At 31.1% G+C, this 6,000-nt stretch carries 2 protein-coding genes; both read right to left on the bottom strand.

Annotation, left to right across the window (positions count from 1 at the left end):
• Nucleotides 1–877: 877 nt before the first annotated feature.
• Nucleotides 878–4,468, bottom strand: coding sequence for a YobI family P-loop NTPase (locus N7Z68_RS20440; protein WP_275120325.1), 3,591 nt, complete (start codon nucleotides 4,466–4,468; stop codon nucleotides 878–880).
• Between the two features lie 964 nt (nucleotides 4,469–5,432).
• Complete coding sequence (locus N7Z68_RS20445) at nucleotides 5,433–5,936, bottom strand: hypothetical protein (protein ID WP_275120326.1); 504 nt, start codon at nucleotides 5,934–5,936, stop codon at nucleotides 5,433–5,435.
• Nucleotides 5,937–6,000: the final 64 nt, after the last annotated feature.

A 6,000-nucleotide genomic window follows, 5' to 3' on the forward strand; every position in this document is an offset into this window, starting at 1 on the left:
ATTCACGCAAAATCGCTGAAAAAACAGTTCTTTCCCTCCTAAATAACGAATTTACAATAAAAAAAGGCAAACGGATTGTGAGGACCACAATCCATCTGCCTGGTGCTTCCAGCGAAGATGCATGTAAGATATTTTGTTATTTATATTGTATAATGCATGAGTTTATAACGGCAAACCAAAGTGATAAAAATATTTTTAAAAAATTTTATATTTTTTCACCCTTTTAAATCATTTACTTGAAAGCCTTGTATACCAGTACACAGCCATTAGAATGGGGAAATTATTAAAAACATAAGTAAAGAATTGCAACAGTTATAAAACAAAGTATAACTACTTATATAATTATTGATTATGGCTAAGATGATTGTAGTAAAAGAATAAACCAATGATAGGAGTTATATAATTGCAACCTACTGTAAAAATCTTTATCAAAACCAGTGATTTTTATGAGTTCAAGTCCGGAAATGAGGTTAAACACTTTCATACTTAAGAGAAGAAAATCCCATACATTATATTGAACTAAACGTTCCAATTGATATGATTAACAAAAAGCACGGTTTTTTTAGTAGATCTGAAGAGTTTACGATAAAGAAATGAAGAAGAACTATTTAAGATAGTCCTTCTTTTTTATATCTACAACCATTTCATAAATTAAGTAGCATTAAGTCTTTGGATAGACTCCACATATTTAACATTATCCTTTTAAAGAATCAAGAGAAGGTTCAAAAATAATCACTATAATTAAACGATTACATATGACTATTCCCACCACCTAGTTTTGAAATTAACTTTGGTCTTCATAAAACTAACAGAAGTAATGTTAAAACTGGCTATGTCAAGTAGTTTTAATGTAACCTTTGCGATTAAGATATTAGTTTCAAGATCGAATTATTTTATAGTATCCTTCTTTACCTTGATCCTCCTGAAAATCACGTATCAAGTTGTTATCTTTAAAAGCTGTTAATAGTCTTTCATTTATTGTATTAATCTCAAAACTCGGTCTAGTACGATATCTAAATATTTTGTTATACTCAGCCAAGTCCAATAAATCAAGATATTCTTTACAAACCTCTTCTTCCAGATAGGGAAGCAAAGATATGAATAAATCAACTTTTAGTCTATACTCCAAACCACCCGATTCAAATAGTGTTTTAAGTAATTCATCAGAAACACTATTAGGCTCTGAGATGATTAAAGTTATCCTTTTTGTAGCCAAGTCAAGTATTACTTTCTGAATTACATCATTCAAAGCTTCATAAGTTCCAAATAGGTGGGAAAGGTCATTAGGATCGAGATTATTTTTCAAAATGATTTCATTTACAGCGGTAGAATATCCTTTATTCAAAATAGATAACCGTTCGCTCGTATATCCAAGCAACCTAATTTTTATATCATCATCAACATCCCATGAAAGTACCTCGACCACCTCATCAAGTACAAACACTTCACTTGTAATTGTGTTGGCATACTCATTTGAATTTTTTTCAATAAAGTATATGACTTGGTTTTTATAATTTTCTCTTATGAACAGTAAGTTATCTAAATTCATAGGAACAATATTTTCATCGATAAGAATGCGTAACTTTTCGTCTGATATTTCATTAATATTAAAATAATTATATGAGAAACCTAGCGAAGTTAGTATCTCCCTATATTTGAGATTACCTAATTTATTAGAAATGATAGTAGCATCAAAGAATTTTTCAGCCTCTTCAGACCCATAATTGTTTCTTACCTCCGAAAAATTCAACATTGATTCATCACTGTTTATGAATTCTATTAATGTAGGTTCTAACGATTTACTGTCTCTAAAGTATTCGATGATATTCTCTTCTGAATATTTAGCTAAACGATTGTGTAATAGTGAACTCCATAAACTTCTATCGTTTATATCAATAATAGATGTAATGGTAGTTCTTAATAATTCCATGTAAGCATTTTTCTGGTCACCCGTTATTGTTTCATTGTTCAAGATAAGTAAGGCGACTTTTTCATCATCTTTGATTACACTTCTACTGTTTGACAGAACAACGTCAATATAGTTGCAAATACTGTTTTTTACATATTGGGCTAAAGGAGACTCAGGTTGAGTGAGCACGAGTGTATAGTTCCTATGATAAATGTCGTTATCATCCTCAACTTGATAAAATTCTCTAAGCATAAATCTTAAATTTTCAAAGTTAATTTCGTATAGTGATTTTCTATAAACTTCTTCCAGCAGGTCTCCATGTGCATTGTTAATACCTACAAAGGATACATTCAATAGAATGAAACCATGTATTAGCTTATCGATATTGGGTTCATCTATTTGTAAGTAATCCGAACTGCTAGAAATATAACAAGTAAGATAATTCTCGTTATTTAATGCTTGAAGATCGTCATCATTAGAATAGTAAAGAGTATATATTGAATATAGACGTATTTGTTTATCTGTCAAAGCACCCGCTTCTATTGCAGAGGAGAACATTCCCGGCCATTGCTTATTAAGATCCTTTACATAAGCAGAAAGTTCCCTTTCAGTATTAAAGTATTCCCCTACAAACTTAAAGTTTCTGTTATTTCTTAGTTGTTGCAAAAACCTATTAAGAAATACTCGGTTATCTGGTGTCCGCAGAAGGTATTGAAGCAAGTCGAAGTTAAGGATTTCTTCTTGGTCAAAATCCACCAATCTTAGCCTATTAGTTATCAACGATGGATTTTTTAGCTGATATGTAAATTCTTTTGCTTTCTTGTCTGCAATACTTCGTAAAAAAGTTTTATCTACTCGGCTCAGACTGGTCTCATAGAAATAAGTCATGTAGTCAGCATAGGTCTCATCTATAAACCCATTACGTATAAGATATTTCAGTAAGGCAAAGTATTCGCTACCTTTAATCTCATGAAAGTTAGTTTCAACGCCTATTTCATTTGTTGTTGTTACTTTAAAAATAAATTCTATATTTTCTCTTGTAATAATTTCATGAAGTTGTTTGCTTTGAGTTGAAACCATTTCCTGTTCAAGACGAAATAATTGATCTTCTAAATAAGGCAGGCGATTATTTAACTTGTTCTCTATAGCCTGTTTACGGATAGGATATTCCTCACCAAGCTTCTTCTCCAGTTCCTGCCGTTGACTGTAATTATTGTTAGGTAATCGTGCTCGCTTTTGAATAAATACATCATCTAATTCTTGGTTGGAAGTTAAATGCTCTTTTCTCAGAAACTCAATCTGTCTTTTACTATCGGCTGCTAAATCTCTTAACCTTTCAATTTCCGTTTTGATAAAATCATCCTTTTTTGCAAAAAGTGTATATACCATACCTTGATTAAGTTGTAATTCACTAAAATCTCGTGGAAACAAATTCTTATAGGTTATTATAGCAAGCATTTTATTATAATTAAGTTCGGTTGTATTAAGTCTGTTATTATAAATAAAAAACTCATTGTATATGTTTTTTAGGAGTCTCATGTCATCAATATATAATGAAAGACCCTGTAGAAAATTTTCATCAAATAGGTCATAAATACCACCTTCCTTAAAATGCGATATGAATTGATCATATGAATTAGAGCTATCGACAACAGGAACAACAGGTACTATATAATCAAAAAACTTTGTACGATCCTTTGATACAAAAATATCATCCCTCACAAGATAGAAGAATCGAAGTGGATGTTTATTATCCTTTTCAAGTTGGATGTTTGCTAAGGTGTTAATCTCGCGTAGGCGTTCAAAAATTCTATTTGCATCGAAGCGGTCCATATCTTCAAACACAATGACATCAGCTTCAACATTTTCAAATAGGTACAAAACTTCATTTAGATATTTATCGAAATAGGATTCTTCACTTTCCTCAAAAATCTCAATTTCGTTACCCTGCAATCTGACTTTTCTAAATACATTTTTGGTCATTTGTAATTTTATCATTGAGTAAAGAAATATGTAGAATGTGATAGCAACCAGTAATCCACTTATGATAAGCATAGATTGATTTACTGATATTTCTAGAATATTTTTTATCCAAGAAGTTGATAGTGATGCCACATACCCATTCCACAATCCAAACATAGTAATATGTAGTATAGATATTAAAAATAGCATCGTATAAACAGCACTACGTACAATATTCTTAGTTTCTATTTTTTTCTTTACTTTAAAATTTGTTTGAGGAATATTTTCCGATGGAATTTGGTGGATAAGTTGATTTAGTATTTTCCCTTCTAAGATAGATTCTTTAATTTCAATTTCGTCCTCTTTATCAGGCTGTTTGAAATGCGCAAGTGAAATATGCACAAATCGCAAGTCACTATACTTTTTCCCATACGTTGCTATTACACTGCTTTTACCGGCACCATATGCTCCAGATATCGCAACATTCCGAACATCAGGATTATCAAAAATGTAGTTAATAGCATCTTCATAAAGTTTTAAGTCTACATTATTAACTGGAGTTAGTTTTTGAAACTTATGTTTTTTTCCTTCTCCCACTTCTATCACCTATTCTTTATTCAATGTCTACGAGCTTTTTGTTACTAAAGACCTTTTCTCTAGAAACTGACTTTTTAAATGATAAGATAAAGGTAAATGTTGTTTTAGGTTATAATGAAAGGTTTTTTACAAACCGTTTCATTCACACTAATTGTATAATTACACCACTTATATTACTACACTTTTCCATAACTTTTGCCCACTTGCCATTTTCAACATTCTGAATAATTAAGCTGTTACCCTATTTTTCATAGATATCCGTTAATTGTCATTAATAGATGAATGTATCGAAATGTGCTTAATGACTTTCGCTTCTTTCCTAGACCAGTATCGCACTGAAATAAATTATGGACCGAATAGGCCAGTCGGATGATTAAGTCACGAAAGATTTCTTTCCTCATGTAACCCAAGAAATAAAAAAAAGCTTCCCGAAAGTTTAGTCAACTAATCAGAAGCCTCTTTAATTTAAATTATGTTAGCATCCTGTTTGCAAATCACTCAAAATCCCTCACATCATGCCGCCCACAATATGATAAGTTGTAACATCTTTCATGTTATGTACCAAAAGTGCGGTAAATCAACGTTTGGGGTTTTTCTAACTGTAACATCTTTAACGAGATGTTACAGTTTTTACTTAATTGCGTTAGCAAATGTTAGCATATGATTAAAGCCAATAGAATGTACCATCTGTGTCATGTTTTTTACCAGCAGTTGCCACGAAATTTACCACTTGCAGTCAACTTGTTTACCAATAGAAGAATGTCAACAACTGTTTTAAAGTAAAAAAGCCTAACCATCCTTATTTATAAAGTGGAATTAGGCTTTGGTCTTCTGCAATAGTTCTAATTGTGGAATATCATTTACTATTGATAGTATGGTTGTACTGTGTAGTAAAACGACTTTGTATGATTAGTTGTTCTTTTAACATCTTGGTCACGAAAATGTAGATTCACATCTTCTCTATCTATACTAATGAAAGCATAGATTTTCTATAATCTTCATATGTTTTCCATCCCAAAACAAGCACTACCTCTTTTGCAAGGTTTTTCTTGTAATTTTTATCAATGTCAAAGTTTAGGTTGTAATCTTCCTTTAATTTTACAAAACATTCCTTTGTTTTTTTAAAATCATCTGTAAATCCTTCCTCATAATGCATGGACTGGTTACGGCCTTCCCATATAACATTTTTTAAGTATTGTGATTTTATTTTTTTTCCACCCTTGCATCGAGTTAAGGGACTATCTTCATGTTGATAAGTTGTGGAAATACCTTGTTTAGCAATTTGTAATAACGCTCCAGCTAGAGCCTGTAGAGAATCGTACTTGTTCTCAAAACCGACTTTTATTTTTCTAGCTTCTCTTTCTAATTTCTCTTTTTCTATTAGTAGATAAGTAAAATCATCTCTTGTATTTGATAATTTAATATTGAGCCACTTTCCAGTAGTTCGATCACATAAAAAATGAGCCACATGATTTCCAATTTAATTAACCTCTCTTATGATTGAAAGTGACCAAACTATCAATTAGGAGAGA

This window comes from Alkalihalobacterium chitinilyticum, assembly GCF_029028005.1.
Lineage (GTDB): Bacteria > Bacillota > Bacilli > Bacillales > Bacillaceae_F > Alkalihalobacterium > Alkalihalobacterium chitinilyticum.